This is a genomic window from Vibrio sp. 10N.261.52.C2, assembly GCF_041471425.1.
Taxonomy (GTDB): Bacteria; Pseudomonadota; Gammaproteobacteria; order Enterobacterales; family Vibrionaceae; genus Vibrio; species Vibrio crassostreae_C.
Genome location: NZ_JBFROH010000011.1, coordinates 39,962 through 66,101, shown reverse-complemented (window position 1 = coordinate 66,101; position 26,140 = coordinate 39,962). Strand labels below are relative to the sequence as shown.

General features: G+C 45.0%; 24 protein-coding genes. 3 read left to right on the top strand and 21 right to left on the bottom strand.

Annotated features, from left to right (window positions below; all coding sequences use genetic code 11):
• Window positions 1-32: 32 nt before the first annotated feature.
• The 3 genes from gloB to AB4307_RS03950 all read left to right on the top strand — a co-directional run bounded on the left by gloB (window position 33) and on the right by AB4307_RS03950 (window position 3,119).
• Window positions 33-791: a hydroxyacylglutathione hydrolase gene (gloB, locus tag AB4307_RS03960; RefSeq protein ID WP_017060725.1), complete on the top strand. Its 759-nt coding sequence runs from the start codon at window positions 33-35 to the stop codon at window positions 789-791.
• 70 nt (window positions 792-861) lie between these two features.
• The gene (locus AB4307_RS03955; RefSeq protein ID WP_017063374.1) at window positions 862-2,436 is read left to right on the top strand and encodes a LysM peptidoglycan-binding domain-containing protein; all 1,575 of its coding nucleotides are present in this window, start codon (window positions 862-864) and stop codon (window positions 2,434-2,436) included.
• Window positions 2,433-3,119, top strand: coding sequence for a YIP1 family protein (locus tag AB4307_RS03950; protein ID WP_017060727.1), 687 nt, complete (start codon window positions 2,433-2,435; stop codon window positions 3,117-3,119). Before AB4307_RS03955 ends, AB4307_RS03950 begins: the two co-directional genes overlap by 4 nt.
• Window positions 3,120-3,225: 106 nt before the next feature.
• Here the strand turns inward: AB4307_RS03950 and AB4307_RS03945 are convergent, their stop codons facing one another.
• From AB4307_RS03945 to rpsB, 21 genes are all read right to left on the bottom strand, one after another.
• On the bottom strand, window positions 3,226-4,068 hold the full coding sequence (locus AB4307_RS03945; protein ID WP_017060728.1) for an endonuclease/exonuclease/phosphatase family protein: 843 nt from the start codon (window positions 4,066-4,068) through the stop codon (window positions 3,226-3,228).
• Window positions 4,069-4,129: 61 nt separating this feature from the next.
• Window positions 4,130-4,468, bottom strand: a complete 339-nt coding sequence (gene glnB / locus AB4307_RS03940; RefSeq protein ID WP_017063373.1) for a nitrogen regulatory protein P-II — start codon at window positions 4,466-4,468, stop codon at window positions 4,130-4,132.
• A 130-nt stretch (window positions 4,469-4,598) separates the two neighbouring features.
• Window positions 4,599-4,922: a c-type cytochrome gene (locus AB4307_RS03935; protein WP_170791809.1), complete on the bottom strand. Its 324-nt coding sequence runs from the start codon at window positions 4,920-4,922 to the stop codon at window positions 4,599-4,601.
• A 46-nt stretch (window positions 4,923-4,968) separates the two neighbouring features.
• Complete coding sequence (tilS, locus tag AB4307_RS03930; RefSeq protein ID WP_017060730.1) at window positions 4,969-6,303, bottom strand: tRNA lysidine(34) synthetase TilS; 1,335 nt, start codon at window positions 6,301-6,303, stop codon at window positions 4,969-4,971.
• A 124-nt stretch (window positions 6,304-6,427) separates the two neighbouring features.
• Window positions 6,428-7,387, bottom strand: coding sequence for an acetyl-CoA carboxylase carboxyl transferase subunit alpha (gene accA, locus AB4307_RS03925; protein ID WP_017060731.1), 960 nt, complete (start codon window positions 7,385-7,387; stop codon window positions 6,428-6,430).
• A 45-nt stretch (window positions 7,388-7,432) separates the two neighbouring features.
• On the bottom strand, window positions 7,433-10,912 hold the full coding sequence (gene dnaE / locus AB4307_RS03920) for a DNA polymerase III subunit alpha (RefSeq protein ID WP_372131165.1): 3,480 nt from the start codon (window positions 10,910-10,912) through the stop codon (window positions 7,433-7,435).
• Window positions 10,913-11,025: 113 nt separating this feature from the next.
• Entirely contained in the window at window positions 11,026-11,646 is a 621-nt protein-coding gene (gene rnhB, locus AB4307_RS03915) for a ribonuclease HII (RefSeq protein WP_017069379.1), read from the bottom strand.
• 33 nt (window positions 11,647-11,679) lie between these two features.
• Window positions 11,680-12,876 carry a lipid-A-disaccharide synthase gene (gene lpxB / locus AB4307_RS03910; RefSeq protein WP_017069380.1) on the bottom strand — a complete coding sequence of 399 codons (1,197 nt, stop codon included), beginning with the start codon at window positions 12,874-12,876 and terminating at the stop codon, window positions 11,680-11,682.
• 129 nt (window positions 12,877-13,005) lie between these two features.
• The gene (gene lpxA / locus AB4307_RS03905) at window positions 13,006-13,794 is read right to left on the bottom strand and encodes an acyl-ACP--UDP-N-acetylglucosamine O-acyltransferase (RefSeq protein WP_017069381.1); all 789 of its coding nucleotides are present in this window, start codon (window positions 13,792-13,794) and stop codon (window positions 13,006-13,008) included.
• 1 nt (window position 13,795) lies between these two features.
• Window positions 13,796-14,248, bottom strand: a complete 453-nt coding sequence (fabZ, locus tag AB4307_RS03900) for a 3-hydroxyacyl-ACP dehydratase FabZ (protein WP_009847408.1) — start codon at window positions 14,246-14,248, stop codon at window positions 13,796-13,798.
• A 93-nt stretch (window positions 14,249-14,341) separates the two neighbouring features.
• Window positions 14,342-15,373: a UDP-3-O-(3-hydroxymyristoyl)glucosamine N-acyltransferase gene (gene lpxD, locus AB4307_RS03895; protein WP_171732507.1), complete on the bottom strand. Its 1,032-nt coding sequence runs from the start codon at window positions 15,371-15,373 to the stop codon at window positions 14,342-14,344.
• Between the two features lie 5 nt (window positions 15,374-15,378).
• Window positions 15,379-15,879 carry an OmpH family outer membrane protein gene (locus AB4307_RS03890; RefSeq protein ID WP_017056311.1) on the bottom strand — a complete coding sequence of 167 codons (501 nt, stop codon included), beginning with the start codon at window positions 15,877-15,879 and terminating at the stop codon, window positions 15,379-15,381.
• Window positions 15,880-15,906: 27 nt separating this feature from the next.
• Window positions 15,907-18,312, bottom strand: a complete 2,406-nt coding sequence (gene bamA, locus AB4307_RS03885) for an outer membrane protein assembly factor BamA (protein ID WP_017069384.1) — start codon at window positions 18,310-18,312, stop codon at window positions 15,907-15,909.
• A gap of 48 nt (window positions 18,313-18,360) precedes the next feature.
• Window positions 18,361-19,719 carry a sigma E protease regulator RseP gene (gene rseP / locus AB4307_RS03880; RefSeq protein WP_017060736.1) on the bottom strand — a complete coding sequence of 453 codons (1,359 nt, stop codon included), beginning with the start codon at window positions 19,717-19,719 and terminating at the stop codon, window positions 18,361-18,363.
• Window positions 19,716-20,924 carry a 1-deoxy-D-xylulose-5-phosphate reductoisomerase gene (ispC, locus tag AB4307_RS03875; RefSeq protein WP_017060737.1) on the bottom strand — a complete coding sequence of 403 codons (1,209 nt, stop codon included), beginning with the start codon at window positions 20,922-20,924 and terminating at the stop codon, window positions 19,716-19,718. The genes rseP and ispC overlap by 4 nt, the downstream gene beginning before the upstream one ends.
• 51 nt (window positions 20,925-20,975) lie before the next feature.
• Window positions 20,976-21,818: a phosphatidate cytidylyltransferase gene (locus AB4307_RS03870; protein ID WP_017063365.1), complete on the bottom strand. Its 843-nt coding sequence runs from the start codon at window positions 21,816-21,818 to the stop codon at window positions 20,976-20,978.
• Window positions 21,819-21,833: 15 nt separating this feature from the next.
• Window positions 21,834-22,586 carry an undecaprenyl pyrophosphate synthase gene (gene uppS / locus AB4307_RS03865; protein ID WP_017063364.1) on the bottom strand — a complete coding sequence of 251 codons (753 nt, stop codon included), beginning with the start codon at window positions 22,584-22,586 and terminating at the stop codon, window positions 21,834-21,836.
• A 98-nt stretch (window positions 22,587-22,684) separates the two neighbouring features.
• Window positions 22,685-23,242, bottom strand: coding sequence for a ribosome recycling factor (frr, locus tag AB4307_RS03860; RefSeq protein ID WP_017060741.1), 558 nt, complete (start codon window positions 23,240-23,242; stop codon window positions 22,685-22,687).
• Window positions 23,243-23,340: 98 nt separating this feature from the next.
• Entirely contained in the window at window positions 23,341-24,072 is a 732-nt protein-coding gene (gene pyrH, locus AB4307_RS03855) for a UMP kinase (RefSeq protein WP_017060742.1), read from the bottom strand.
• A 161-nt stretch (window positions 24,073-24,233) separates the two neighbouring features.
• Window positions 24,234-25,079 carry a translation elongation factor Ts gene (gene tsf / locus AB4307_RS03850; protein WP_372131163.1) on the bottom strand — a complete coding sequence of 282 codons (846 nt, stop codon included), beginning with the start codon at window positions 25,077-25,079 and terminating at the stop codon, window positions 24,234-24,236.
• A gap of 138 nt (window positions 25,080-25,217) precedes the next feature.
• Window positions 25,218-25,949: a 30S ribosomal protein S2 gene (gene rpsB / locus AB4307_RS03845; RefSeq protein WP_032547152.1), complete on the bottom strand. Its 732-nt coding sequence runs from the start codon at window positions 25,947-25,949 to the stop codon at window positions 25,218-25,220.
• Between the last annotated feature and the right edge of the window lie 191 nt (window positions 25,950-26,140).

Genomic DNA, 26,140 nt, shown 5'->3' with positions numbered 1-26,140 from the left:
CTGTCGCACTAATAGTGACTGGAGAACCAATAATGTTACATATCAAAAGCATACCTGCATTTAACGACAATTACATCTGGCTGATTCAAAATAGCGATCGCCGTTGTGCTGTCGTCGACCCTGGTGATGCGGCTCCAGTATTAGAGTACTTGGCACACCATGAGCTAACTTTAGATGCAATCTTGATTACACACCACCACCACGATCACATTGGTGGTGTTCCAGAACTCGTTAGACAATTTCCCGGCGTGGATGTTGTCGGTCCAAGGAATGAACCTATCCCTACCTTAACTCATCCGGTCGATGATGGTGATCAATTAGAACTGTTTGGCGAAGTATTCCTCGTCCTAGGGCTCAGTGGCCATACTGCGGGTCATATTGGTTATGTGGGCGATGCCAAACTGTTTTGTGGTGATGTGTTGTTCTCTGCGGGCTGTGGCCGAATCATGGAAGGCACACCACAACAGATGTTCGATGCACTGAATAAGATCACGGCTCTGCCTCAAGAAACCGAAGTTTATTGTGCACATGAGTACACTGCAGCCAATATCGCTTTCGCATTAGCCGTAGAGCCTGATAACCAACATTTGCAGCAATATCGCGACCAAGTGAACCGACTTCGCGCTCAAAATAAGTCGACCATCCCCACAAATTTGAGACAAGAGAAGTTTGTGAACCCCTTCCTGCGCTATACCGAGCCAAGTGTAGTGAAATCAGTGTCTAATCGCACCGAGCAGACCGATCCTTTATCGGTATTCACCGCTTTACGTGCGTGGAAGAACGAATTTTAACAAATACAGACTTGTCACTCATAGGGGGTGGCAAGTATTATCATCGGCCGTTAATTAAAAAGGCTGTAACATGCGAGTTAAGTACAGCTGGGCTTTGGTATTACTACTTTCTGGTTGCCAATTAACTCAGTCAGAGAATCCAGACCAAGCTTCCGAGCAAACCAACACATCTCCTACTAAAGAAGTTTCTCAAGCGAACGTTTCATCAGAAGCAACAGCCAAAGAAGATCAAAAAGTTGAAGCACCTGTCGTTACTCCACAAACACAAGAAGATGTTTGGAAACGCATTGCGATGCAACTTGAAATGGAAGTGCCAGACCAAAAGAAGGTCGACTACTACCGAACTTGGTATCTCAAGCACCCGAGTCATCTAAAAACAGTATCAAAGCGTGCTGAACCTTTCTTGTATCTGATCACGACTAAGATTGAAGAAAAAGGCTTACCACTAGAATTGGCACTACTACCCGTTGTAGAAAGCTCTTTCGATGCGTTTGCCTACTCTCATGGCAGTGCTGCTGGTCTATGGCAATTCATTTCAGGCACTGGCAAAGACTACGGGCTTGAACAGAACTTTTGGTATGACGGCCGCCGCGATGTTGCCGCCTCTACCGACGCCGCATTGGACTTCCTCTCAGATCTTAACCGACGTTTCGATGGCGACTGGAATCATGCGATTGCTGCCTATAACAGTGGTGGTGGTCGAGTAAACAGCGCAATCCGCAAGAACAAGAAGCTTGGCAAGCCAATCGACTTTTTCTCTTTGGACTTACCAAAAGAGACCAGCAGCTATGTACCTAAACTGCTTGCTCTAGCAGATGTCATTGCCAACCAAGAAAAGTATGGCATCGATATTCCGGCGATCCCGAATAAGCCAGTGCTGACTCTGGTTAACCCTGAAGAACAGCTTGATTTAGCCATTGCTGCGAACTACGCAGGCATTCCTGTCAAAGAACTTCAAGGTTACAACCCGGCTTACAACCAATGGGCAACGGCACCAGAGAAACACCAACAACTATTACTTCCTTTAGATTCAGTTGAGAAATTCAACAAAGAAGTCGCTGCCAATAAAGGCAAAGGCATGAAGTTGGTGCGTTACAAGGTTCAATCTGGTGACAGCATTAGCGTACTGGCAAGCAAATATAACACCACCAGCAAAGTGATCCGCTCTGCAAACGGTTTGAGCAACAACAATATTCGTATTGGCCAGCACTTACTTATCCCAACATCCACCAAAGACGACAAGACATACGCCCTAAGCGCCTCAAACCGCCTAGCAAGCACACAGTCGAAGAGTCGTGGTCAATATAAGCTCAGCCATACTGTAAGAAGTGGTGACAGCCTATGGACGATTGCACGCGCAAATAAGGTCTCTCATCAATCACTGGCTAAGTGGAATGGCATGGGACCACGCGACACGCTTAGAGTTGGTCAAGAACTGGTCATTTGGAAGAACGGCTCAGACGGCGCCATCATCCGTACGATCTTTTATAACGTAAGATCGGGTGACACAGTCAGCGGTATTGCATCAAAGTTCAAAGTAAAAAGTACAGATGTTGTAAAATGGAACACTTTGCAGAACAAAAAATACCTACAGCCAGGACAAAAACTGAAGCTGTATGTTGATGTAACTAAGGTAAGTGTATGAACCCGTCAAGTAACCCACTCGTCATGCTGTTGGATATATTCCGTTCGCCAACAGCTTGTTTCTTAGCGCTTTATCAACGAAGTGCTTGGGGATGGCAACCCTACGTCGTATTAATGCTCAGCCCATTTTTGTTTTGGGGTGCTTATTTTTCGAATGTAGATTTTGCATGGTTAAGTGCAGAGCTCTCGCAGCAACTGGCTCAAACGAATCCTGACCAATTGGCGTTACTTGACAGCAATACCTTACTCGCAAGTGAAATCATCAGCGACGTATTTGGCCGAACATTAACCATCGTTCTATTGGCATTCTGGTTTAACCTAGCAACCAAGCCAAGCCAACATCAGCACAGCTTTTGGCGATGGTTTGCAGCGGCATCGGTTGTTATATTCCCAGCTGTTTTAGGTGATGTAGCAAGCTACGCAAGCCTGATACTCAAGCATGGACATGTGATGAACTACGCTGCCGACTTGAACAGCTTAAATGGCTTGATCAAGTTACCGCTAACTAATGATTGGTCACAGTTTGCTAGCTCATTACCACTGCTTCTGCCATGGTACATCGTGCTAGGTTATGCTGCGGTATTAACGTGGACTGAGTTTGAACGCGGGCAAGCGCTTGTGATTTCAGGCTTACCATGGGTTGGCTACTACCTAATCTGGGCGCTCTACATTTTAATCTTTTAAGTAGAAGAGATAAGGCTAGCGAAGACTCTCTAGCCTATTGTTCCGTTAGATTTCCCAAGGTAACCACCGTGCGAATGGTTAAGTTCCAATGACTAATAGCTAATCACTATTTAGCCTTAAAGGTCACTCGCATAGGGTTATGATCAGAAGCGTCCGTAATGGGCGCTTTTGCTTTTTCTACCTCTAGCCCTCGATAGAACACATGGTCGAGCACCAGTCCTGTAATGAACTGAGTTCTGTTATCTGGCTCAAAGGCAACTTCCGTCAAACCAACCTTCTCCAACGCATCTTTCAATACAGCAAAGCGAGCTTCACTCCAGCTATTAAAGTCCCCAGCAAAAATAACCGGCCCACGATACTTTTGCAGATTGTCAGTTAAGCTCTTGAGCTGAGCCTCGTAATCTTCCGTACCAAAGGTAAAGTTCACAGCGTGGATATTAATCACAGCCAGCTCTTCGCCATTGTTTAGTTGGTAACGCGACCAAAGCGCCGATTTAGGCAGTTGAAGCCAAGGTTCTTCATGAGTATAAGCACACGCTTCAATCGGTAAATGGGTTGCTAGGTTGAGTACCCCTGCACTTTGCTCAAAGGCCTCAAACGCATTAACACGTGTGCTTCCCCACTGTCCGCTCATTACCCATTGGCGAAGTCCTTCTGTCATACTAGCTTCTTGCAGCAAGACTAAATCGCTACCTGCCGACAGCTTATTTAACTCACTCTGCCAATTATTTCGGTTTTGCTTGTAGATATTCCACACAGTAATGTCTAAGCCATCAGACACATCAATCGCTTTCGGTGCAGAGTTTTGGTAGCAACTGTAGATGTCGTTACTGGTACTTTGAGAGGAAATGATCAGGTTGGGTTTATTCGGGATCACGAAGATAAAATGAAAACTAACGACAGCAAGCGTTATCAATAACGTGATAACAATGATGGTTTTCTTAAACATACAGCACCCTACCAGAGATGAAAAAGGAGCGATAAACGCTCCTTTTAGGGTAATAGTTTTTTTATACGGCGTCTTCGTCTTCTTCGCCAGTACGAATACGTACCACACGTTCAACTTCAGTAATGAAGATCTTACCGTCACCAATTTTACCTGTTTGAGCCGTCTCAATGATGGTATCAACACATTGGTCAGCCACTTCGTCGGTCACAACGATTTCTAGTTTCACTTTAGGTAAAAAGTCGACCATGTACTCTGCGCCGCGGTATAGCTCAGTATGACCTTTTTGACGTCCAAAGCCTTTAACTTCAGATACTGTCATACCCGTAATACCCACTTCTGCAAGTGCTTCACGTACATCATCAAGTTTGAATGGCTTGATAATGGCTTCAATCTTTTTCATGTTCATCCCTTAAACTGTGCGAATGGCTCATTATCGGTTAGCTATAGTAAACATTCAATGAAAAAAGCCAGAGCTTTAAAGCTCTGGCTCGAAATTTATCATCTTGTTTAATCAGCGCTTTGAGAAGGTTTTACTTAAGGCTTGCGTAGTAAGCGGCTAGATTCGCGATGTCTTCATCACTCAGCATTGAAGCTTGAGCCTGCATTACAGCGGCCAAACCGCCGGTGCGCTGGCCATTCTTATAGGCCTTAATTGATGAAGCGATGTATTGCTCGTTTTGACCTTTAAGGTTTGGATAGCCAGGGATCACTGCGATACCGTCTGCACCATGACATGCCGCACAGATTGCTGCTTTAGCTTGACCCGCAGCAACATCAGCCGCCAGAGCGTTACCACTCAATAGTCCAAATCCAAGAACTAATCCTAGTGTAATTTTCTTCATTGCATATTCCATTAATTATTTTTATTAAAGTGACGGTGAATTGTGACATAAACTTTTTCTACTTGCTCCAAAGCGCTTCACAATCTTGACCTTCGTAGTTTTTATCTACGAATAAGCCTAAAACAGCGATCACTCGATCGCCATCCATTAATATCGGCGTTCTGCGTCTTAACCAACTGGGTACTTGGTACTCTTGAAACAACTTCTTAAGCTTCCTGCTATGACCGCGCCCAACAGGGTGTGCTGACAATCCCTCAGGGTTAAATATCACTCGCAGTGTTCCTCTCGTTGTGTTGAGACTAAAATGTTGCGCATCACAGTGGTTAGATACACCATCACTCGCCGCTGAAGTTAAGTGTAGTTCCCCTAAACCGTCAGGCAAAACTAAGCTCTCTTCCATCGAGATATCACTTTGCCAGTTCGACAAGTCTTTGGTCTCTTTTACGACATGGAGCTGATGATTAAAACGTCTAACCTCAACCTCATTCAACACCAGCTTAGGGTTGGCGTCTGCCTGAGCACATGCCACCTCATCCCATATAAGTTTGAGCTGCTTTTGGCTCGGCATCGGTTGATTACAGCGGCTCAGCCACATTCTTAATAAGCGTGCACGCAGTAAATCAGAGTACTGAGATAATACCTCAATACTTAAGCTGTGCTTCTCAGTCAAAGCTTGTTGTAAGTGAGATTCTAACAACTCATCCAACAGTAACTCTTGCTCTGCACATAGCTGAGCACTACGACTGACCGATTCTCGAAAACTAGGCCAACGCTCGGTCAGTGTCGGAGTGACTTGATGACGAATAAAATTACGGTCAAAGCGAACGTCTTGATTACTCTCATCTTCTACCCAAGTTAAAGCCATATCGCGCGCCGCCACTTCAATATCCGTTCTCGTCACCGACAGCAGTGGGCGAACGATATGAGCACCTGAAAATGGCATCACTTTCGCCATTGAAGAGAGCCCTTTCGGACCACTGCCACGCTTAAGAGCTAACAAGAAGGTCTCGACTTGGTCATCGATGTGCTGGCCTGTCACTAACACATCACCTTGTCTAATATGCTTTTTAAGGGCTTGGTATCGCGCGTCTCGAGCCAGCTTTTCAACGCTTTCTCCACGGCTAATATCTAGCGAGACTCGTTCAATGAACAAGGATACCGACAAAGCATCACACCATGTTTTGCACTGCTCTGCCCAATAATCAGCATTGTTGCTTAAGCCGTGGTGAACATGTACCGCACAGCAATCGATGTGATGGGACTTAGCGAATTGGGCAGCCAACTCCAACAACACTCGTGAATCGACACCACCACTGAAAGCGACGATCAACCGACAAGGCTTAAGCGCGCTTTGATCAAGTACAGATGTGAAGGTATCAATTAAGTGTGTCATGAGGCTAATAAACCAAGAGATCGTGTGTTAAGGGATAATGTTTTAATAATAAAAAAGGGTTGGCACTGAGTCCAACCCTTTCATCATTTGTTCGTATAGCTAGCCTTATCGCTAAGGCAAGTTATCAGCAGTAGCCGTAGCTCATTAGACGCTGGTAACGACGCTCAAGCAGCGTTTCGTTATCAAACTGCTCTAGCTCTTCTAGCTGTTTAACTAACATGTCTTTCATGTTTTGAGCGGTTTGTGCAGGGTCGCGGTGCGCGCCACCTAGAGGCTCAGGAATGATTTCGTCGATAAGCTCAAGCTCTTTAAGACGAGGAGCAATCAGGCCCATCGCTTCAGCTGCTTGTGGTGCTTTATCTGAATCGCGCCATAAGATTGAAGCACAACCTTCTGGAGAGATTACTGAGTACGTAGAGTACTGAAGCATGTTCACGTAGTCACCAACACCAATCGCTAGTGCACCACCAGAACCGCCTTCACCCACAACGTTACAGATAACAGGAACTGAAAGGCCAGCCATCACTTTTAGGTTTTTAGCGATAGCTTCAGATTGACCACGCTCTTCAGCACCAACACCTGGGTATGCGCCCGCTGTGTCGATGAAAGTAATAATAGGCATGTTGAAACGCTCAGCAGTTTCCATTAGACGTAGCGCCTTACGGTAACCTTCTGGCTTTGGCATACCAAAGTTACGGATCACTTTCTCTTTAGTCTCACGACCTTTCTGGTGACCAATAACCATAACAGGACGGCCATTTAGACGAGCCATACCACCCACAATAGCTTTGTCGTCAGCGTAAGCGCGATCGCCCGCCATCTCTTCAAACTCTGTGAATGCATGCTCCAGGTAATCTTTGGTGTAAGGACGTTGAGGGTGACGAGCAAGTTGAGCTACCTGCCATGCACCTAAGTCACTAAAGATTTTCTGTTTAAGCTCTAAGCTTTTTTTCTCTAGTTGTTCGATTTCTTTGTCTAGATCTACCGCTGTGTCACCACCGTGACGCGAAACGTCACGTAGCGCTTCGATTTTTGCTTCAAGTTCAGCGATAGGCTTTTCAAATTCTAGAAAGTTCAGGCTCATCTATGAATCCTTGTTGATTCAGCTCCGCATTCGCGAAGCTAAATTTTAGTTAAATTCGAGTTCTACTTGGCTATTTCCAAGCAGCTGTTTTAATTCGTCTAGTAATGTATCACTTGGCGTCACGCGCCATTCTGTGCCCAATGTTAACCGCGCTCTAGCGTCGGCACGCTGGTAGTATACATTGACTGGGACCGTTCCGGCTCTATAAGGTTCTAAGATTTGACTAAAGCGTTCAAAAAATTGACCGTTAATTTGGGATTGGTCGATAGATATCGACACCCCACGAGCATATTTCTCACGGGCGCTTCCTAAGTCCATGACCTCGCGCGCGGACATTTTAAGCCCGCCATTGAAATCATCAAAGCTGACCTGTCCGGAAACGACCACAATTTTGTCTTTTTCGAGCAATTCTGCGTAGCGATCGAGCGCATCCGAGAACAACATCACTTCCATTCGGCCCGATCGGTCATCAAGTGTCATCAAACCGATTCGCGTACCGCGCTTAGTCGTCATTACTCTCGCAGCAATCACCAAACCGGCAATTGTTAGTGATTGGTCACGACGCGTTGGCGTGGCATCTTTCAAACGACAGCTGGTGTATTTCGCTAACTCTTTGATGTAAGCGTTAACCGGGTGACCCGTTAAATACAAACCAAGCGTTTCACGTTCACCTTCAAGCCAAACCTTCTCAGGCCATTTAGGCACTTGGGTATACTTGTGTTCAACCTCTTCCGGAGCGTCGGTCAACACGCCAAACATATCAGATTGACCAAAAGACTCGGCATGGTGATGTTGACTCGCTGCCTTCACCGCATCTTTCAAAGATGCCATCATCGCCGCTCGGTGAGGACCTAATCTATCTAAGGCTCCGGATAGAATCAACTTTTCGATAACACGTTTATTAACCTTCTTCAGATCAAGACGTGCACAGAAGTCGAATAAGTCTTTAAAGTAACCACCTTTATTTCGCGCTTCAATAATCGCTTCAATAGGGCCTTCACCGACCCCTTTGATCGCACCGATGCCATAAACAATCGCGCCATCTTCATCCACGTTAAAGCGGTACAGACCCGAGTTGATATCTGGTGGTAAAAGCTTGAGCTTCATACGGAAACATTCATCAACAAGGCCAATAACCTTCTCGGTGTTATCCATATCTGCCGTCATTACCGCAGCCATAAATTCCGCTGGGTAGTGCGTTTTCAGCCATAGCGTTTGATAAGAAACCAGTGCATATGCTGCGGAGTGAGATTTGTTAAAGCCGTAGCCCGCAAATTTCTCTACCAAGTCAAAGATCTTCATGGCCAGCTCGCCATCAACACCATTGGCTTCAGCACCCTCTTTAAAGGTACCACGCTGCTTTGCCATCTCTTCTGGCTTTTTCTTACCCATCGCACGACGCAACATATCCGCTCCACCAAGCGTATAGCCAGCAAGGATCTGTGCGATTTGCATTACCTGCTCTTGATACAGGATGATGCCGTACGTAGGTTCTAGCGTCTCTTTCAGCGATTCGTGTTGCCACGTTTCATCAGGGTAAGAAACCGCTTCACGGCCGTGTTTACGGTCGATAAAGTTATCTACCATGCCTGATTGCAGAGGACCCGGACGGAACAGGGCTACCAATGCGATAATATCTTCAAAACAGTCGGGCTGTAGACGTTTGATAAGGTCTTTCATACCACGCGATTCCAGCTGGAATACCGCGGTGGTTTCAGAATTTTGTAATAGGTTAAATGACGCTTGGTCATCAAGAGGAATCGACTCGATACGAACCGGTTCTTTCCCCTCTTTCTTCAAACGTGGATTCACTAGGCCTAACGCCCAGTCGATGATGGTCAGGGTACGCAGCCCCAAGAAGTCGAACTTAACCAAGCCAGCCGTTTCAACGTCATTCTTATCGAACTGCGTTACTGGGAAGTTACCTTCTGCGTCGGCATAGATTGGCGCAAAATCGGTGATCGTGGTGGGTGAGATAACAACACCACCTGCGTGCTTACCGGCATTTCGCGTACAACCTTCAAGGATGCGACACTTATCGATCAGCTCACGAACTTCTTCATCGCCATCGTAAAGCTCTGGCAATGCAGGTTCAGCAAGGAATGCTTTCTCTAGCGTCATACCCGGGTCTGGCGGTACAAGCTTTGAAATTCGATCGACGAAACCAAACGGGTGGCCCAATACACGGCCTACATCGCGGATGACCGCTTTTGCCGCCATGGTACCAAAGGTGATGATCTGAGAAACGGCATCACGACCGTACATTTCAGCCACGTGATCAATAACTTGGTCACGCTTATCCATACAGAAGTCGATATCGAAATCGGGCATGGATACACGTTCTGGGTTCAAGAAACGTTCGAAAAGTAGATCGTATTCAAGTGGATCGAGATCGGTGATATCCAAGGCGTAAGCGACTAGAGAGCCGGCACCAGAACCACGGCCAGGACCTACTGGCACATCGTTGTCTTTTGACCACTGGATGAACTCCATTACGATCAAGAAGTAACCCGGGAACCCCATATTGTTGACAACTTCAAGTTCAATCTTAAGTCGCTCATCGTATTCAGGTCTGCGTTCAGCTCGAATTTTCTCATCAGGGAATAGAAACGCTAAACGACGCTCAAGGCCTTCTTCTGATTTTTTAATCAAGAAGTCTTCAATCGCCAAACCTTCCGTTGGGAAGTTAGGTAAGAAGTATTCGCCCAGTCGAACTGTTACGTTACAACGCTTAGCAATTTCGACACTGTTTTCCAGTGCTTCAGGGATGTCTGAGAACAACTCACACATCTCTTCTTCACTACGCAAGTATTGTTGTGAGCTATAGTTTTTCGGTCGACGTGGATCAACCATTGTAAAACCGTCGTGAATCGCCACACGAATTTCATGGGCATCAAACAAGTCTTCAGAAATGAAAACCACTTCGTTGGTCGCGACAACAGGCAGGTCTTCTTGTTCAGCAAGCTCTAGCGCAAAGTGCAGATAAGACTCTTCATCCGGGCGCCCAGTACGAATCAGCTCAAGGTAAAAACGGTCTGCGAAATGTGTTTTGTAAAACTCAACGCTGCTTGCAACCAACTCTCGATTGCCTTTCAGCAGCGCCTTACCGATCTCACCCTCCTTCGCACCCGATAGAATGATCAGGCCTTCGGCATGTTCAATCAGCCACTCTTTATCAATAACAGGCTGATGTTGAACATGACCACGAAGGTAAGCTTTTGAAATCAATAATGTTAGGTTGTTATAACCTTTATTATTCGTTGCAATAACAGTGAGCTTGGTTAATTCATCGCCAAAATCCGGAGACTGCATCAAGAAGTCAGCACCAATAATAGGTTTAACCCCACACCCATGGGCAGTACCGTAAAACTTCACCAAACCACACAGGTTGGTAAAGTCGGTCAATGCTAGAGCAGGCATACCCATTTCAGCGACTTTTTTAACTAATGGTGGCACCTTGGATAGGCCATCCACCATCGAAAAGTCACTGTGTACGCGTAGGTGAACAAATTTTGGATCTGACATTATTTTTCCTGAGTTCTAGGTTTGAGCCTAGGATTACAACTGTGTGTATTCTATTTTTTTCTAATACAAGTTAGCAACTTTATTCGATGCTAAGCTCTAGTTAACGTAAAGCTCTAGTCTATGCCAAGAATACGTTTTACTGGCTTAAAGCTCTTTCGGTAATGCTCGGTTACACCATGTTTTTCAATCGCTTCGAAATGCGCTTTGGTCGGGTAACCTTTATGCTTAGCAAAACCAAACTCTGGATGCAGTTTGTCGAGTTCTTCCATCTCTTGGTCGCGAACCACTTTAGCGATAATAGACGCCGCACTGATCTCTGCTACTCGTAAATCGCCCTTTACAATAGCCAGACCGTCCATTGGAAGTTGAGGAACACGGTTACCATCGATCAGTGCCATGTCAGGCTGAACGCTCAACCCAGCGATAGCGCGCTGCATGGCGACCATGGTTGCCTGCAGGATGTTCAACTCATCAATTTCTTGTGGTGAACAACGACCAACCGACCACGCCAATGCTTTCTCTTTAATTTCAGGAAGCAGAGCAAGGCGCTTTTTCTCAGACAGTTTTTTTGAATCGTTTAAGCCTTCGATTGGGTTGTTTGGATCGAGGATAACCGCAGCAGTCACCACGTCGCCAACCAAAGGGCCACGTCCTACTTCATCCACGCCAGCAAACAGCTGGTAGCCTTGCGGGTATTCAAATGGAGGAAGCTCTTTTTTCTCTTTTACTGCCATAACTAATCTCTTAATATTCTGTAAGTAAGCGCTTTATGCTTCAACAAAAGGTCGGTCAATCAATTTCAATACTGCGTTAGCGGCTTGTTTGTCTGCGTCTTTACGGATCCAGTGATGCATCTCGGTAAAGCGTTCGATCAAGGCACTGTTATCGGCTGATAGCATTTTATCGACAGACGGGAACAAAAAGTCTGGGTGACACTCTTCAAGAATATGCTCTTTCACGATCTCTTCACCGGCCAAAATATTCGGCAGTGACACAAACTCAGTGATCGCCAACTTCTTAACAATGTAACCCGTCAGCTTATTTACTTTGTAACCAACCACCATAGGGCGTTTAAGCAACATACATTCGAGAGCCACGGTACCTGAAGCCAAAAGCACAGAATCAGCAGCGGTAATCACGTTGGTTGCCGTATCTTCGACTAACGTGAATTCAAGCTCAGGTGCGGTCGATTGCCAGATTTCAGTAAACTGCTTTTTACGTTGCTCGTTAACGAGCGCAACAACAAAGTTGATATCCGGATACTTCTGCTTAATACGCTGGCAAGTTTCGATAAATGGCTGAGCAATCAAACCCATCTCACCGCCACGACTGCCCGGCAGTACGGCTAACCACTGCTTGTCTTGATCAAGACCTAACAGCTCTCGAGCATCTTGTTTACTTGGCTCTAAAGGAATCGCGTCTGCCAACGTGTGACCAACAAACTCACAGGCAACGTTGTATTTATCATAAAACGCTTTCTCAAATGGCAGGAAGGCCAAAACCAAGTCGGTTGCTTTGTCGATTTTAAAGATACGTTTAGGACGCCAAGCCCACACGGAAGGGCTCACGTAATGAACTGTTTTAATGCCGGCGTTCTTAAGATCGAGTTCAAGTCTTAGGTTGAAGTCAGGCGCATCGATACCCACAAACACATCTGGCGGGTTTTGAGTGAAATACTTTACCAGCTCTGCTTTCACTTTTAATAAGCGAGGTAAACGGCCAAGTACTTCAACTAAGCCCATGACAGCCAGCTCTTCCATCTCGAAAAGAGACTCACAACCAAGCGCCTTCATTTTTGGTCCGCCAATACCCACGAATTCAGCGTTCGGGTACTGCGATTTGATTGCTTTGATAAAACCTTCGCCAAGCGTGTCACCAGAGAGTTCTCCGACAACGATACCTACGCGCAGTGGTTCATTCGAAACAAAGTCCGTGCTGTTGGTTGCTGTTTCTTGCTGTGCCATAGTTTTCCAATTCCCTTCTTGCCTAAAACAAAAAAGATCGCCTAATGATTAGCGATCTTTTTGCTATACCAATCTGATTAAGTAATTATTGTCATACTTACGCGGATTGGTACATAACCACATCGAGTATTAACGAATAATACCGCGCTCAGAGTTCTCTAGCATTTCAAGCATAGGAACTACCGAAGTAAACTCTTTTGCCATTTCCACTAAAGCCGCTTTCGCTTCTTCAAGTGTTTTACCTGAACGGTATAGCTCTTTGTACGCTTTCTGTAGTGCACGAATTTCAGGTTTCTCAAATCCGTTACGCTTCAAGCCTACTAGGTTAAGGCCGAATGGAGCCGCGTGGTTACCCTGTGCAAGCACGTACGGCAGTACATCTTGAACAACTGCAGAACAGCCACCAATGTATGCGTAAGCACCAATTGAGCAGAATGGGTGAATCGCAGAAAGTGCCATAACACCAGCGTAGTCGCCAACCGTTACATGACCGCCAAGAATAGCGTTGTTACCAATGTGAGTGTGGTTACCAACAATAACATCGTGCGCTACGTGAGCATTAACACAAAGTAAGTTGTCATCACCAATCACTGTGGTTGCTTTGTCTTGAACCGTACCACGATGGATTTGAACCGCTTCACGAATTACGTTGCGATCACCGATCACAACTGTTGTGTCTTCGCCGCCGTATTTCTTATCTTGGTTTTCTTCACCGATAACAGCGTGTGGGAAGATACGGTTTTCTTTACCAATGGTTGTGTGACCTTTGATCACAACGTGCGACATCACTTCAGTGTCGTCTCCAATGGTCACGTTACCAGCAATGTAAGTGAAAGGCCCAACCGTCACGTTAGCACCGATAGTTACATCACCTTCGATTACTGCTGCCGGGTGAATTTTCGCTGTTTCATGAATCATATTAAAACTCTCTACGAGCACATTTAAGTTCAGCTGAACATACAACTACGCCGTCAACCTTAGCAACACCATTAAACGATGCGATGCCACGACGTTCTTTTAAGAATTCAACTTCGATAACCAGTTGGTCACCAGGTACTACTGGCTTACGGAATTTTGCTTTATCAACACTTGCAAAGTAGTAAAGCTCGTTGCCAGAAGGCGCACCAAAAGATTTAAATGCTAGAAGGCCTGTTGCTTGTGCCATTGCTTCTAAGATCAACACGCCTGGGAATACAGGAAGTTGTGGGAAGTGGCCTGTGAACTGAGGTTCGTTAACAGAGACATTCTTAATCGCAGTCAGTGTTTTTTCTTTTTCAAAGCTAGTCACACGATCAACCATTAAGAATGGGTAGCGATGAGGTAATAGTTCCTGAATTTCAGTAATGTTCATCGTTGTCTGTTCAGTAGTCAAAGTCGTATTCCTATATATATTCTTTATTTAATTAGAAGGATTATAAACGAAAAAGACTCGCTGTACGCGAGCCTTTTATTAGAAATGCTGGAATTATGATTCCGCGCTCTTCTCGATAAGTTTTTCAACGGTTTTCAAACGCTTGTTCATTTCATCAATTCGATGAACACGCGTTGCTGTTTTACGCCAATCTTTATTTGGCTGTAAAGGAATACCTGAAGAGTACATGCCTTTCTCAGTGATGCTGCGCATTACCATCCCCATACCGGTGATTGTAACGCCATCAACGATTTCAATGTGACCATTAATCACACTGCCGCCACCAATAATACAGTACTTACCTATCGTCGTGCTGCCTGCGATGATAGTACCACCCGCAAGAGCAGAACCATATCCGATGTGAACATTGTGAGCAATTTGAAGTTGGTTATCTAAGATAACGTTATCTTCAATGATTGTGTCATCTAATGCACCACGGTCAATGGTAGTACACGCGCCGATTTCTACGCGGTTACCAATGCGAACAGAACCCACTTGCGGGATCTTAACCCACTCACCTTTCTCGTTCGCATAGCCAAAGCCATCAGAGCCAATAACAGTACTTGATTGGATCAGACATCCTTCACCAATCACAACTTCATGGTAAACACTTACGTTAGCCCACAGCTTAGTGCCTGCGCCAATTTTTGCATTTTTACCAATAAAGCAACCAGCACCGATGATCACATCATCACTAAGTACTACACCAGACTCAATCACAGCGTTCGCGCCAATAGACACATTTTGTCCAATGGTTGCTTCGCTAGAGATTGAAGCAGAATCAGCAATAGCCGCTGCGGGAGCAGGAGTAGTATCAAGCGCTTGAGCAACTTTAGCAAAAGCAACATAAGGGTCATTAACCACAATCACGTTAGTCTTGCACAGTTCACGCTCACTCTCTTTAACCATAATAGCGGACGCTTTACAGTCACCTAGGTGCTTGCTGTACTTCACGTTAGAAAGGAACGTAATGTTACCTTCTTGCGCTTTATCCATCGGAGCGACTGCTGAAACGGTAATTGTACCATCTCCGTGTAGCTCTCCCCCGGTAATCGTTGCCAATTCGGCTAAAGTCAGATTCTTCATAAAACTTATTTCAGTGCTTTAATTACTTTCTCAGAGATGTTGTATTCTGGCTTGCCGTATTGCAGAGCTTGAATATCAACGATCATGTCGTAGCCTTCTTTCTCTGCAACTTTCGTTACAGCATCTTGAATCACTTTGAATAGCTTCTGCTTCTCTTGTGCTTCACGACGTTGGCTTGCTTTTTCTAGTGCTTGAGCTTTGATTTTGTACTTGCTGTCTAGTTGGCCTACTTCGATACGTAGCTTCTCAACTTCGTCAGGACCTAGTAGCTCGCCATCACGCTTAAGCTTTTCAATCTTCGTTTTAGCTTCAGCTTGAATGCTCTGTAGCTCAGCTGCTTTGTCTTTGAACTCTTCCTGCATTTTTTGAAGAACAACTTCACGCTGAGGTAGAGCCTGGAATACTTGTGCAGTGTTTACATAACCCACTTTTTGCGCAGCTTCAGCAGCTGTTGCAAAGAAAGAAGAGCTAAGAACTACAAGGCCTAAACCTGCTGCTTTAATCATATTTTTCAAAATATTGTCCTTTAAATATTAGAAAGTTCTACCAATGGTGAATGTGAAGAATTCCTCATCATCACCTTCGTAAACTTTAATTGGTTTCGCTAGAGAGAAAACCAGTGGGCCCATCGGTGACATCCATTGAAGGGCTGCACCATAAGATGAACGGTAATTTGTTGGATCAGAGTAATCGTAGTAGTACTGGCCGCCACTGTTAGGTGCGCCACGGTCTACGAACTCGGTATCCCATACACTTGCCATATCGAAGAAGACACTGGTACGAATTTGGCTGCGCGCTTCATCAGAAGCAAACGGCGTTGGTACAATTAACTCTAAGCTTGCTAAGGCAACCGCGTTACCACCCACTGAATCATCAGTAGCGGTATCATAGGTTGGGTTATTACCTGTGCTGCTGCCGTAAACGGCTTTCGGGCCAGCTGAGTTAGAGCCAAAACCACGTAGGGTTGTAAAACCACCTGCGTAGTAGTTCTCGTAGAATGGGAACAAGTTATCGTTACCATCTGTTTGACCATAACCATTACCATAGCCTAATCGGCCGCGCATCAATAGTGTGAACTCATGCTTTTTGGTCAGCGGGATGTAATGTTTTACATCGTACTGCATTTTGAAGTACTGAGCATCAGAGCCTGGTACCGTCATTTTAGCGAAAGCACGTTGGTGGTTACCCTCAGTTGGGAAGAAACCACGGTTCAAATTGTTACGCGTCCATGAAATATTGATATCGAAGTCATCGGTTAAGATGTGCTCGTCACCGTATTGGTCGATACTTCTCGCGAACTGTTCAACTTGGATATAAGTCGGTACGTTACCGATCTTGTTGTGCGTATAGCCCACACCAAACTCGATACGGTTCAGCTCATCCATAGGGAAACCCCATGTTAGGCTGGTACCGTAACTTTGGTTGGTATAGTCGACGATGCCCGCTTCAGAGGCTTCAAATTCGTTGTAGAAGATCTTACCGCCTAAGCTCACACCATCAAGGTTCCAGTATGGGTCACGGTAGTCTAAGCTCACGTTCTTTTGGTAATCATTCATCATGGCACTTACGCCAACACGGTTACCTGAACCTGCAAAGTTATCTTGTTGCAAACCAACTTGGAAACTAACACCTGATTCAGTACCGTAGCCAACACCAAAGTTGATACTGCCTGAGTTCGCTTCCTTAACGTTGTAAACCAAATCAACTTGGTCTTCACTGCCAGGAACACGCACTGTTTGTACATCAACCGTTTCAAAGAAACCTAAACGGTTAAGACGGCTCTTACCGGTATCAATAGACTTAGAGTTAAGCCAGCTGCCTTCCATTTGACGCATTTCACGACGCAGTACTTCGTCTTTCGTTGAGTTGTTACCCGTGAATCGAATATCACGAACATAGATACGGCTGCCCGCTTCTACATTGATAACCAACGACACTTCTTTGGTCTCATCGTCAAATTCAGGAATCGTGCGAACTTGTGGGTACGCGTAGCCAGATTCACCAAGAATTCGTTTTACGTTCTCTTCCAAAGACGTTACCGAAGAACCGTTGTACGTATCGCCGTCTTCGAATGGCACTAACGCTTCGAAGTCAGCCTCACGACCGATTAATTCACCACGGAAAGAGACATCTTTAACGGTGTAGGCTTCGCCTTCATCGAGGCCAAGCGTGATGTAAACACCTTTTTTGTCTGGAGAGATCGCCACCTGCGTAGAGTCAACCTTAAACTTAAGGTAACCACGGTCAAGGTAGTAAGATTTCAGCGCTTCGATATCACCGGCTAATACTTGCTTTTGGTATTTTTCATCCGCAAGGAAATTCCACCATGCAACATCAACATTCAGATTGAAACGACTAAGCAGTTCAGAGTCAGAGAAGACTTCATTACCGATAAAGTTAATTTGCTGAATCTTAGCGGATACGCCCTCAGTAAACACAAACTTAAGGTCAGAACGGTTACGTGGCAGAGGTGTCACAACCGCTTTTACTGTCGCGTTGTACTTACCAACACTGTAGTAAAAATCTTCAAGGCCTTTTTCAATGTTACTCAGCGTAGTACGGTCAAGGGCTTCACCTTCACGAACACCAGACGCATCTAGGTTCTGCTGAAGTTGCTCTTCTTTGATCGCTTTGTTACCCGAGAATGAGATGCTTGCGATGGTCGGTCGTTCTTGAACTTGAACAATCAATACACCTTCATCACGCAGTACTTTAACGTCCTCAAAGTTGCCCGAAGCATACAGTGCACGAATGATCTCAGACACATCGCTTTCATCTACTTCATCGCCAATACGTACTGGCATTTTCAGTAGAGCAGCACCAAGTGCAACACGCTGTAAACCTTCGATCTTGATATCTTGAACTACAAAGTTTTGTGCTCCGTTCGCAGCCACACTAGTGGCCAATAGACTTGCGAACAGAATTTGCTTAATCGCCATACTTATTCTAATTATTCCTTGCTACTACCAATGCCTGTGAGAAACCATTCACAGACGAGTAAAATCGTTAAATATTGCCAGAGCCATCAATGAGAAGAGGATTGCCCCTCCCACTCTGTATCCCATTTCCTGAACTTTCTCAGGTACCGGTTTACGAGTAACGGCCTCAATAGCGAAAAACAGCAAATGTCCGCCATCAAGCATAGGCAGCGGAACCAAATTAATAATCCCTAAGTTAACACTAATCAGAGCCAAAAAGCCCAAGAAGTAAACCAGACCATAATCGGCGGTTGTACCTGCACCTTTAGCGATTGAAATAGGGCCACTCAAGTTGTTTAAGCCAACATCACCAACGATGAGCTTCTTAAGCATTGTCAGTGTCAATCCAATGATTTGACCTGTTTTATCAAATGCTTTTCCTACAGACTCAATTACACCAAATTGTAACTCAAAGCGATAATCTTCTGGCCATTCTGCGACTTCCGGAGCAATACCTGCATAGCCGATTGTCGAACCATCAGAAAGCTCTCGACTTTTTGGTGTCATAACCAATGACTGCTCGGCACCATTTCGCAATACGACCAAGTCCAATGATGTCATTGGATTAGCACGAATTAACTCAACAACCGACTGCCACTGTTCAATAGGTTGCCCGTTAATCTCAACAATTTTATCGCCAGCTTCAAGACCTGCATCGTATGCAGCGCCATCATCAATGATTTGAGCCAGTACGGTCGATATCTCTGGAGAATACGGTCTAAAGCCCAGCGTTGTCATTGCAGATTCAGTTTCTGGGTTGAACGACCAGTCTGAAATATCCAATGTCATTTGTTGCTCAAAGCCGATGTCGTCTTGAGAAGCAACCGTCACTGTCATGGATTGATCACCAATGTGCGATATCAACCCCATATTGACTGATTCCCAATCTGCGGTTTTGATTCCTGAAATAGATTTAAGTTCCATTCCAGTTTCAATTCCGGCTTGTGCAGCAATAGATTGTGGAGTGACTTCACCAATCACGGGCTTAACCGCGGGTACGCCAATCAAAAATACTAACCAATACGCGAACACCGCAAAGATAAAGTTGAATGCAGGGCCTGCACCCACAATCGCCGTTCGTTTCCAAAGCGGCTTCTTGTCGAAAGCGTATTGCTGTTGATCTTCAGAAAGATCGTCAACACGACCATCGAGCATCTTAACGTAGCCGCCCAGTGGAATCACTGACAAGCTGTATTCAGTACCATCACGGCCCACTTTACTCCAGATTGATTTACCAAAACCAATCGAGAATTTTTCAACTTTCACACCACAACGACGAGCGACCCAGAAGTGTCCAAACTCATGAACAGCAACCAGAATGCCAAGCGCTACGATAAAAGATGCGAAGTTCCACAGAATTCCACTCATGCTAGCTGCTCTTTAATAAATTGAATGGCTATTTGACGAGACATATTATCGAGCTCGAGAAGGCTTTCCAAGCTATCTAAACCCTCAGAGTTATGTTGTTCACATACTTTGCTCATAACGTGTTCGTTAATGACAGCAATATCGGTAAACTTCACCTGATTGTTCAAGAAAGCATCGACCGCGATCTCGTTTGCTGCATTAATGGCTGTTGTCGCATGCTGACCTAAGTAGCACGCTTCAATCGCTAACCTCAAACACGGGTAACGACTGAAATCTGGTTCTAAGAAGGTAAGCTCACCCACTTTAGTAAAGTCTAAAGGCTTAACACCCGCCTCGGTACGATTAGGGTAAGACATCGTCAAAGCGATTGGCGTTGCCATATCTGGTTCGCCCATTTGAGCAAGCACAGAGCCATCCTTGTACTGAACCATCGAGTGAATCACAGACTGCGGGTGAATGATGACCTTTAACTGCTCCTGAGAAGCATTAAATAGCCATTTCGCTTCAATGTACTCTAGCCCTTTATTCATCATAGTCGCAGAATCGACAGAGATCTTAGGCCCCATAGACCAGTTAGGGTGTGCAATTGCGCGTTCAGGAGTCACTGATTCGAGTTCAGCCACATCGGTATAACGGAAAGGACCACCAGAACCAGTCAGAAGAATATGGTTAATGCCGTTTTCTTCAAGGTTACAGCGGCCTAGGTTAGTTTGTACGTTCTGCGGAAGGCATTGGAAAATAGCATTATGCTCGCTATCGACAGGAAGCAGCTCTGCACCGTATTTTTCCACGGCGTCGATAAACAACTGCCCAGACATCACCAAAGCTTCTTTGTTTGCAAGCAAGATACGCTTGCCCGCTTTAACCGCAGACATAGTAGGAAGTAAACCAGCGGCACCAACAATCGCGGCCATTACCGTGTCCACTTCCTCTAGAGAAGCAACCTGACACATGCCTTCAGTGCCTGAAAGTACTTTTACGTTAGGGTAACTCACGGACAACACTTCAGTCAGTTGAGACGCTGCATCAGAGCAAGCCATAGCAACATAGCTTGGTTGCCACTTTTCAACTAACGCCAGCATCTTTTCAACATTCGAGCCTGCAGCCAGTGCAACCACTGAATAGAGATCTGGGTTTTGCTCAACGACTTTTAGTGTACTTGCACCAATTGAGCCGGTAGCGCCAAGGATAGTTAGATTTCGCATCACATATGACCGTAGAAATGTAATAAAGGGCAGAATCACTGCCCTTTTTTATTAGAATGCTAAATAAAGCAGAGCAAAGACAGGGAATGCAGCCGTTAAGCTATCTATTCTATCTAGTATACCACCATGACCAGGAATCAGATTACTGCTGTCTTTCACCCCAGAAACACGCTTAAACATGCTCTCAACAAGGTCACCTAGAACAGAAATAACAACGGTCACAAGGGTAATAACAATCATGTGAAGTGGGCTTGTGAATTGGATGTCAAACAAGTCAGCAAAGATCCAAGCCACGATCACCGCAGTAATAATGCCACCGATAAGACCTTCAATCGTCTTATTAGGGCTTACCGCTGGTGCCATTTTACGCTTACCAAAACTCTTTCCTGAAAAGTATGCGCCGCTATCTGCAGCCCAAACAAGCAAGCAAACAAACATCACCAGTTTAGCACCGTGGTAAGGATCAGCATCGATACCGTTAGCACGCAGGATAACCACACTCCAGAAGAATGGCAGCAGAGTCAGCACACCAAAGGCGTGACGAAGAAGAGAAGAGTCTTTCCATGCAGGCATAGACTTAGGATAAGTCACCGCCATGCCACTCGCGATTACCCACCAAATCGAGCCAATCGTTAGAATGGCGTAGTGAGCAGTAGACAAGTTATTAAGGCTAAATGCATCAAAAGGGATAAAAGCAAAACTTGCAGCACTTACCACAACCGTTGGAATCAACGCTACATAACGTGATTTGCTTTCAACAAACTGAGTCCACTCCCAAAAACCCAATAGCGAGATTACCGCTAGTGAAAGAATAAATGTAGGAAGTGATAACTCGAAAATACCTAGAATAACTAGGGGAGCTAAAATCAACGCCGTAATAATTCGTTGTTTCAAACCAAAAAATCCTTATTAACTGTCCATCAGAGCTTTAATTTGCTCACCGGTGCATCCAAAACGACGCTCACGGTTAACAAACCAAGTCACAGCTTCTACTAAGCTGTCTTCATTAAAGTCTGGCCAGAATTGTTCAGTGAAATACATTTCGGCGTAAGCCAACTGCCAAAGCATAAAATTACTAATGCGGCATTCGCCACTGGTACGGATAAGTAGATCGACTTCAGGAATATCTGCCATTGTCAGGTGCTGTGTAATCATAGCTTCATCAATGTCATCTACATTAATATCACCAGACTTTACCTGTTGAGCAATAGAGGTCATTGCTTGCTGAATATCCCACTTACCGCCGTAGTTAGCTGCAATATTAATAACCATACCCGTATTGGTGCTAGTCAAAGCTTCCGCTTCTTCTATCTTCTTTTGTAGTCGATCATTGAAACGACTTTTATCACCAATAACACGAAGTTGTAGATTATTTTTATGAAGCTTTTTAACTTCACTCGACAGCACTGAAATAAACAGTTCCATCAAGATACCGACTTCTTCTTCAGGACGACGCCAGTTTTCGCTACTAAATGCAAAAAGAGTAACGGCTTTAATGCCAAGTCTGGCTGCAGAAGAGATAGTTTTACGAACGGCTTGAACACCGTTTTTATGGCCAAAGACGCGAGGCTTGCCCTGAGCTTTTGCCCAGCGACCATTACCATCCATAATGATAGCAATGTGTTTAGGAAGAGAGTCTGTGAACGCTTGAGAATTATGCATAAAAGAGTGAATCAAATTCTAATAGTCGAACAGAGTAGCATAAAAAAACGCTGCACCGTGAGTACAGCGTTTTTCCGGAAAGAAAAGAATATGGAAAATTAAACTTCCATCAACTCTTTTTCTTTAACAGCTAGAACTTCGTCTACGTTCTTAACCGCAGCGTCAGTTAGCTTTTGAATTTCGTCTTGTGCTTTACGATCTTCATCTTCAGAGATTTCTTTATCTTTAAGAAGTGCTTTTAGATCGCCATTCGCGTCACGACGGATGTTACGGATAGCAACACGGCCACCTTCAGCTTCGCCACGAACGATTTTAACTAGGTCTTTACGACGCTCTTCCGTTAGCGGTGGAAGTGGAACACGGATAACCGTACCAGCAGACATAGGGTTTAGGCCTAGGTCAGATGTCAGGATTGCTTTTTCAACTAGAGGAGTCAGTGTTTTATCAAACACTGTAATAGCTAGTGTACGTGCATCTTCAGCGATAACGTTAGCTACTTGAGTCAAAGGCGTTGGAGCACCGTAGTACTCAACAGTAAGACCAGAAAGTAGGCTCGGGTGCGCACGGCCTGTACGAATCTTTTGCAGGCTGTTTTTTAGTGCATCAACACTTTTTACCATGCGCTCTTGAGCGTCTTTTTTGATTTCGTTAATCACAATTTCACCTTGATTATGTTCTTTCTTCAAGAAAGCTTTTTATTTGGAGTGATAAGGATAAGCTTACCAAGGTACAACACCTCAGTAAGCCCGAAAAATTAGTCAGCGTCGCTGATTAATGTACCTTCAGTTTCACCCATAACCACGCGACGTAGTGCGCCTGGTTTATTCATGTTAAATACACGGATTGGCATTTTGTGATCACGTGCTAGCGTAAATGCAGCCAAGTCCATTACTTTAAGTTCTTTATCAAGAACCGTGTTGTAAGACAACGTATCATACAACTCTGCGTCTGGGTTTGCTACAGGGTCAGAAGTAAATACACCATCTACTTTTGTCGCTTTTAGAACTACGTCAGCTTCGATTTCGATACCACGTAGACATGCAGCAGAATCCGTAGTGAAGAATGGGTTACCCGTACCAGCAGAGAAGATCACAACGCGACCTTGACGTAGTTGGCTGATTGCATCTGCCCAGTTGTAGTCGTCACACACACCTTTAAGAGGGATTGCAGACATTACACGTGCGTTTACGTAAGCACGGTGAAGAGCGTCACGCATTGCAAGGCCGTTCATTACCGTTGCAAGCATACCCATGTGGTCACCAACAACGCGGTTCATGCCAGCTTCAGCAAGACCAGCACCACGGAACAAGTTACCGCCACCGATAACAACACCAACTTGAACGCCTAGTTCAACCAATTCTTTTACTTCTTGAGCCATACGATCAAGGATCGTTGGGTCAATACCAAAACCTTCTTCGCCTTGTAGCGCTTCACCGCTAAGTTTTAACAGAATACGTTGATACACTGGTTTAGGGTTCGTAGTCATGGAGTTTACCTTCCAAAGAGTTGATGATTAACAGTCATGGATAAAAACTGAGTAAGTCAGTTTGCATTCATAACTACTAACGTTGCCTTCAAAAATAGTTCACTATTCATAAAAAGACCGCAGCATTTGCCACGGTCTTTTTTCAAACAATACGCTAAGGATTAACCTTTTTGTACCGCTGCAACTTCGTCAGCGAAGCTCATTTCAGCAGCTTTCTCGATACCTTCACCAACTTCTAGACGTACGAAGTTAGATACTGCAGCGCCTTTTTCTTTAAGGATTTCGCCAACAGTTTTCTTAGGTTCCATGATGAAAGCTTGACCAGTTAGAGAGATTTCGCCCGTGAATTTCTTCATACGGCCAACAACCATTTTCTCTGCGATTTCAGCTGGTTTGCCTTCGTTCATAGCGATTTCAACTTGAACTGCTTTTTCTTTCTCAACTACGTCTGCAGGTACGTCTTCTGGGTTTAGGAACTCAGGACGTGATGCAGCAACGTGCATTGCAACGTGCTTAAGCGTTTCAGCTTCGCCTTCACCAGCAACAACAACACCGATTTTCTCGCCGTGACGGTAAGAAGCTAGTGCAACACCTTCAACGAATTGTACGCGACGGATGTTGATGTTTTCACCGATCTTAGTTACTAGTGCAATACGCGCTTCTTCAAATTTAGCTTGAAGAGCAGCGATTTCTAGACGTTCTGCTAGAGCAACTTCAGCAACTTCGTTAGCGAATGCAAGGAAACCTGCATCTTTAGCTACGAAATCAGTTTGGCAGTTAACTTCAAGAAGAGCAGCTGCGCCGTTTGCTTCTTTGATGATGATTGCGCCTTCAGCAGCAACGTTACCAGCTTTTTTAGCTGCTTTCGCTGCGCCAGATTTACGCATATTTTCAATTGCTAGCTCGATGTCGCCTTCAGCAGCAACAAGTGCTTTTTTACATTCCATCATGCCCGCAGCTGTGCGTTCACGAAGTTCTTTAACTAGAGCTGCAGTTACAGTTGCCATTCTCTATTCCTCAGTAAATTCTAAAAAAGATAAAAAACAGGGGCCTAATTAATTGGCCCCTGATATTGACTGTATTCAGTCCGTTAAGCCACCGATTATGACCGCTTAATATGAACTAAATATGGCTCAGAGCCGCTATTATTCAGCTTCTACAAAACCGTCTTTTTCAGCAGCTACAGCAGCAACATCTTTGTTACGACCTTCTTTAACCGCGTCTGCAGCAGCGTTTAGGTAAAGCTGTACTGCACGGATTGCATCATCGTTACCTGGGATAACGAAGTCAACGCCGTCTGGGTTAGAGTTAGTATCAACTACAGCGTAAACTGGGATACCTAGGTTGTTTGCTTCTTTAACTGCGATGTGTTCGTGATCAGCATCGATTACGAATAGAGCGTCTGGAAGGCCGCCCATGTTCTTAATACCACCAAGAGACTTCTCTAGCTTCTCCATTTCACGAGTGCGCATTAGAGCTTCTTTCTTAGTTAGCTTGTCGAAAGTACCGTCTTGAGCTTGCGCTTCAAGTTCTTTCAGACGCTTGATAGACTGACGAACAGTTTTGTAGTTCGTTAGCATACCGCCTAACCAGCGGTTGTTAACGTAGAACTGGTTGCTGTTGATAGCAGCTTCTTTAACAGCTTCAGATGCAGCGCGCTTAGTACCAACAAAAAGAACTTTACCTTTCTTCTCACCAACTTTAGCGATTTCTGCTAGAGCTTCGTTGAACATTGGTACAGTTTTTTCTAGGTTGATGATATGTACTTTGTTACGAGCACCAAAGATGAATGGCTTCATTTTTGGGTTCCAGTAACGAGTTTGGTGACCGAAGTGAACACCAGCTTTAAGCATATCGCGCATTGATACAGTTGCCATTTTAAAATCCTCTATGGGGTTAGGCCTCCACATCCCCCATGAATCCGACCCCTAACAACTAACCACTTTTCAGCCGTTATCTGTGTTGTTGAGGCACCCCGGAACATGTGTCGGAATGTGTGTGATTTAAAGAAATAAGTTAGTGGACATAAAGCTTGTTTCGCCAATTGGAGAAAACAGTCCTGATGTCC

Bases quoted from the DNA above. Each gene is read 5' to 3' on its own strand.
- AB4307_RS03890 (WP_017056311.1), bottom strand. From the start codon at position 15,879: ATGATTAAAGCAGCAGGTTTAGGCCTTGTAGTTCTTAGCTCTTCTTTC.
- bamA (WP_017069384.1), bottom strand. From the start codon at position 18,312: ATGGCGATTAAGCAAATTCTGTTCGCAAGTCTATTGGCCACTAGTGTG.
- rpsB (WP_032547152.1), bottom strand. From the start codon at position 25,949: ATGGCAACTGTATCAATGCGCGATATGCTTAAAGCTGGTGTTCACTTC.
- AB4307_RS03935 (WP_170791809.1), bottom strand. From the start codon at position 4,922: ATGGAATATGCAATGAAGAAAATTACACTAGGATTAGTTCTTGGATTT.
- glnB (WP_017063373.1), bottom strand. From the start codon at position 4,468: ATGAAAAAGATTGAAGCCATTATCAAGCCATTCAAACTTGATGATGTA.
- rseP (WP_017060736.1), bottom strand. From the start codon at position 19,719: ATGAGTGGAATTCTGTGGAACTTCGCATCTTTTATCGTAGCGCTTGGC.
- accA (WP_017060731.1), bottom strand. From the start codon at position 7,387: ATGAGCCTGAACTTTCTAGAATTTGAAAAGCCTATCGCTGAACTTGAA.
- AB4307_RS03955 (WP_017063374.1), top strand. From the start codon at position 862: ATGCGAGTTAAGTACAGCTGGGCTTTGGTATTACTACTTTCTGGTTGC.
- lpxB (WP_017069380.1), bottom strand. From the start codon at position 12,876: ATGGCACAGCAAGAAACAGCAACCAACAGCACGGACTTTGTTTCGAAT.
- AB4307_RS03950 (WP_017060727.1), top strand. From the start codon at position 2,433: ATGAACCCGTCAAGTAACCCACTCGTCATGCTGTTGGATATATTCCGT.
- dnaE (WP_372131165.1), bottom strand. From the start codon at position 10,912: ATGTCAGATCCAAAATTTGTTCACCTACGCGTACACAGTGACTTTTCG.
- gloB (WP_017060725.1), top strand. From the start codon at position 33: ATGTTACATATCAAAAGCATACCTGCATTTAACGACAATTACATCTGG.
- uppS (WP_017063364.1), bottom strand. From the start codon at position 22,586: ATGCATAATTCTCAAGCGTTCACAGACTCTCTTCCTAAACACATTGCT.
- tilS (WP_017060730.1), bottom strand. From the start codon at position 6,303: ATGACACACTTAATTGATACCTTCACATCTGTACTTGATCAAAGCGCG.
- ispC (WP_017060737.1), bottom strand. From the start codon at position 20,924: ATGCGAAATCTAACTATCCTTGGCGCTACCGGCTCAATTGGTGCAAGT.
- pyrH (WP_017060742.1), bottom strand. From the start codon at position 24,072: ATGACTACGAACCCTAAACCAGTGTATCAACGTATTCTGTTAAAACTT.
- lpxA (WP_017069381.1), bottom strand. From the start codon at position 13,794: ATGATTCATGAAACAGCGAAAATTCACCCGGCAGCAGTAATCGAAGGT.
- rnhB (WP_017069379.1), bottom strand. From the start codon at position 11,646: ATGGCAGTAAAAGAGAAAAAAGAGCTTCCTCCATTTGAATACCCGCAA.
- lpxD (WP_171732507.1), bottom strand. From the start codon at position 15,373: ATGAAGAATCTGACTTTAGCCGAATTGGCAACGATTACCGGGGGAGAG.
- AB4307_RS03945 (WP_017060728.1), bottom strand. From the start codon at position 4,068: ATGTTTAAGAAAACCATCATTGTTATCACGTTATTGATAACGCTTGCT.
- tsf (WP_372131163.1), bottom strand. From the start codon at position 25,079: ATGGCAACTGTAACTGCAGCTCTAGTTAAAGAACTTCGTGAACGCACA.